Source organism: Spirillospora sp. NPDC049652 (genome assembly GCF_040675125.1).
Lineage (GTDB): Bacteria > Actinomycetota > Actinomycetes > Streptosporangiales > Streptosporangiaceae > Spirillospora.
Map to the genome: position 1 here is coordinate 1 of NZ_JBFAOF010000913.1, position 2,855 is coordinate 2,855.

The 2,855-nt window shown below is 70.2% G+C and carries 2 protein-coding genes and 1 pseudogene; 1 reads left to right on the top strand and 2 read right to left on the bottom strand.

From position 1 onward, the window contains the following. Both AB0J52_RS34765 and AB0J52_RS34770 read right to left on the bottom strand, forming a co-directional pair. Positions 1 to 269 (bottom strand): annotated as a pseudogene (locus AB0J52_RS34765) (hypothetical protein); the annotation flags it as partial. A gap of 117 nt (positions 270 to 386) precedes the next feature. Then, positions 387 to 2,009 carry an MDR family MFS transporter gene (locus AB0J52_RS34770; protein ID WP_500187146.1) on the bottom strand — a complete coding sequence of 541 codons (1,623 nt, stop codon included), beginning with the start codon at positions 2,007 to 2,009 and terminating at the stop codon, positions 387 to 389. 123 nt (positions 2,010 to 2,132) lie between these two features. On the opposite strand from AB0J52_RS34770, the gene AB0J52_RS34775 reads away from it, so the two are divergent. Further along, entirely contained in the window at positions 2,133 to 2,711 is a 579-nt protein-coding gene (locus tag AB0J52_RS34775) for a TetR/AcrR family transcriptional regulator (RefSeq protein WP_500187148.1), read from the top strand. Positions 2,712 to 2,855: the final 144 nt, after the last annotated feature.

Sequence of the window (2,855 nt, forward strand, 5' to 3'; positions counted from 1 at the left end):
GTCTTGCCGATGCCCGGCGGGCCGCTCAGGACGGCCGCGCCGCAGGGGCCGTCCGGATCCGGCCGGAAGCGGTCGAGTTCCCCGATCGTGTCGGTCCGGTTCACCAGCGTCCCGGGCGCGGGAAGCTGGCGCGGCCGGGGCGGTTCGGGCCCGGAAGCGCGCACGTTGATGGCACCTGTGAACGTGCCAGCCTGGATCACCGCACCGGCGACGTCCCCGGTGAACTCGTTCACGGGACGCTCCGGCGGATCGGCGCCATCCTCGCTCATCCCTCGGAGGTTCACCCGCTCTTGACCGGCTGTCAACCGGCGCGGGAACTTCGGGCCCCGGAGACGCGGACGAGCCCGCCCCGGTGACCGGGGCGGGCTCGTTCAGCGGAACCGGGATCAGTGCGCGGGGACGGTGTCGACCGCCGTCTCCTCCGCCCCGCTGCCCTTGGCGGCCGGTCCGGAGCCGCGCAGCGGGACCTCCTTGATGAACCAGGCGGCGACGAAGGCCAGCGCCGCGAGGACCGCGCCGCCGATCGCCACACCGTGCAGGCCGCTGGTGACGCCCGCCTCGAACGCGTTGCGGATCGGGGCCGGAAGCGTCTTCAGCATCTCGGGCGTGATGTGCGCCCCGCCGGAGGCGATCTTGTGGCCCGCCTGCTCACCGAGCCTGCCGGAGACGACGCTCTCCAGCCGGTGGGTGTAGATGGACCCGAGCAGGGCGACGCCCAGGGAGCCGCCGATCGTCCGGAACAGCGTCACCGCGCCGCTCGCCGCGCCCATGTCCCGCAGCTCCACGCTGTTCTGCGTGACCAGCATGCTGATCTGCATGATGAAGCCCATGCCGAGGCCGACGCCCAGGGTCATGAAGGAGCTCATCGCGGTCGAGGTGTCGACGGTCAGCATCAGCAGCACGAGCATCCCGCCGGTGAGCACCGCGCCGCCGATGATCGGGTACATCCGGTAGCGGCCGTTGCGGGTGATGAGCTGGCCGGTGGTCAGCATCACCACGAGCATGCCGAACATCAGCGGGAGCAGCAGCAGGCCGCTGTTGGTCGGGGACGCGCCCTGGACGTTCTGCATGTACTGCGGCAGGAAGTTGACCGCGCCGAACATCGCGCCGCCGACCAGGAAGCTGAGGATCTGCGCGGCGGTGAAGTTGCGGCTGCGGAACAGGCGCATCGGCAGGATCGGCTCGGGGACGCGGTTCTCGGCGAACACGAACGCGACCAGGGAGGCGACGCCGGCGACGCCGAGGCCGATGATCTGCGCGGAGGCCCACGGGTACTCGGTGCCGCCCCAGCTCGCGACCAGGGTGACGCACACGACGCCGACGGTCAGCAGGGTCGCGCCGATGAAGTCGATCTTCGCCTTGAGGCGGCGCGAGTGCAGGTGCATGCCGAACCCGGTGACCAGCAGCGCGACCGCGCCGATCGGGACGTTCACGTAGAACGCCCAGCGCCAGCTCAGGTGGTCGGTCAGGAAGCCGCCGAGCAGCGGGCCGCCGACGAACGCGACCGGCATCATGCCGCCGATCATCGCCTGGAACTTGCCGCGCTCGCGCGGCGGGACCAGGTCGCCGATGATCGCCATGGCGCCGACCATCAGGCCGCCCGCGCCGAGGCCCTGCAGCGCGCGGAACCCGATCAGCTCGTTCATGTTCTGCGACAGGCCGGACAGCATCGACCCGACCAGGAAGATGACGATCGACGACATGAACATGCCCTTGCGGCCGTACAGGTCGCCGAGCTTGCCCCAGATCGGGGTCGCGGCCGCGGCGGCCAGCGCGTAGGCGGTGACGACCCACGCCAGGTGGGCGAGACCGCCCAGGTCACCCACGATGGTCGGCAGCGCGGTGCCGACGATCAGGTTGTCGAGCATCGCCAGGAACATGCCGAGCATGAGCCCGAAGATGCCGATGTAGATCTGGCGCTGGCTGTTGGCGTCGCTCCCCGCCGCCGGGGCCTGGCCCGGTCCGCCCGCGGCGGGCGGCGCGGCCTGCCCGTTTCCTGCCTGCGACATCGCTAGTCTCCCCTGGAGGACGGGTTTTCACTTACTTGCCGTCCGGCTAGTTTCCTTACCTGACGTACGGTAAGCTCCTAACTAGCCGGTCGTCAAGTAAGTATGAGGGGCATGGGAGTGATTATGGGCGGACGACGGGGCGACACCCGGGAGCAGATCCGCAGGGTCGCGCTGGAGCTGTTCGCCGAGCAGGGCTATGAGAAGACCTCGCTCCGGGAGATCGCCGAGCGGCTCGGCGTCACCAAGGCCGCCCTCTACTACCACTTCAAGACCAAAGAGGACATCATCGCCAGCCTCTTCGAGGAGTTCGGCGAGAAGGTGGACGAGCTGGTCGCCTGGGCCGGCACCGAGCCGATGACCCGCGAGCACCGGGTGGCCGTCCTCGAACGCTACGCCGACCTGCTCCGCGGGCCCGCCGGCGACCTCATGCGCTTCATGTCCCAGAACCAGCAGGAGATCCGCGACCTCAAGCCGGGCGAAGGGGCCCGCGCCCGCTTCCGCGCCCTCGCGCGCGTCCTCGCCGACGACCGCGACCCCGCGGTCGACCAGCTCCGCGCCCGGGTGTCGATCATGGCCCTGCACACCAGCGTGTTCCTGACCAACGACATGGACATCTCCGACGACGAGCGGCACGAGGCCGCCCTGGAGATCGCCATGGAGCTGATCGGCGGGACCGAGGACAAGCCGCGGTCCGCGGACTGAGCCCCCTCGCCGCGCCGGAGATCCGGCACGCGCCAACACTTACGTGATTGCGCAATTCTTAATACAATGGCCCGGTTCGTCTCGGCGGCGTGCCGTGGACACCGGCCCCGTCCCCCGGCGTCCGCGCCACCCGCCGTCCCGTCC